This is a genomic window from Arthrobacter sp. sptzw32 (assembly GCF_059089735.1).
The window spans coordinates 1-296 of the sequence record NZ_JBNHEZ010000030.1 but is presented as its reverse complement, the minus strand read 5'-3'; the positions used below and the strand labels follow the sequence as shown (position 1 = coordinate 296).

At 60.8% G+C, this 296-nt stretch carries 1 protein-coding gene; it reads right to left on the bottom strand.

Going from position 1 to position 296, the window contains the following annotated elements; all coding sequences use genetic code 11:
* Positions 1-296: IS3 family transposase (locus AC5RVN_RS17465; protein WP_494138757.1), on the bottom strand; the 296-nt coding region annotated here is incomplete at both ends.

Genomic DNA, 296 nt, shown 5'->3' with positions numbered 1-296 from the left:
GAAGTGAGCGCATCAGTTTCAGCACGGTCTTCTTCGCAACCGTCCACCCTTGCTTGAGTAGCTCCGTATGGATCCGCCGGTGCCCGTACCGGCCATGATTCGTTTCGAAGATCTCCGTGACCGCCACTTGAAGCTTCTCTTTCGGGTCCGGGGCCTGGAGACGGGCCTGGTGATAGAAGAACGTTGAGCGGGCCAGGCCCGCGATCTCCAGCAGGACCGGGAGAGGGTAGTCAGCCTTGAGGGAAACGACGGCCTGGACCTTCAGTGTCGTCCCTGATCCCTCAAGGCCCGCAGTT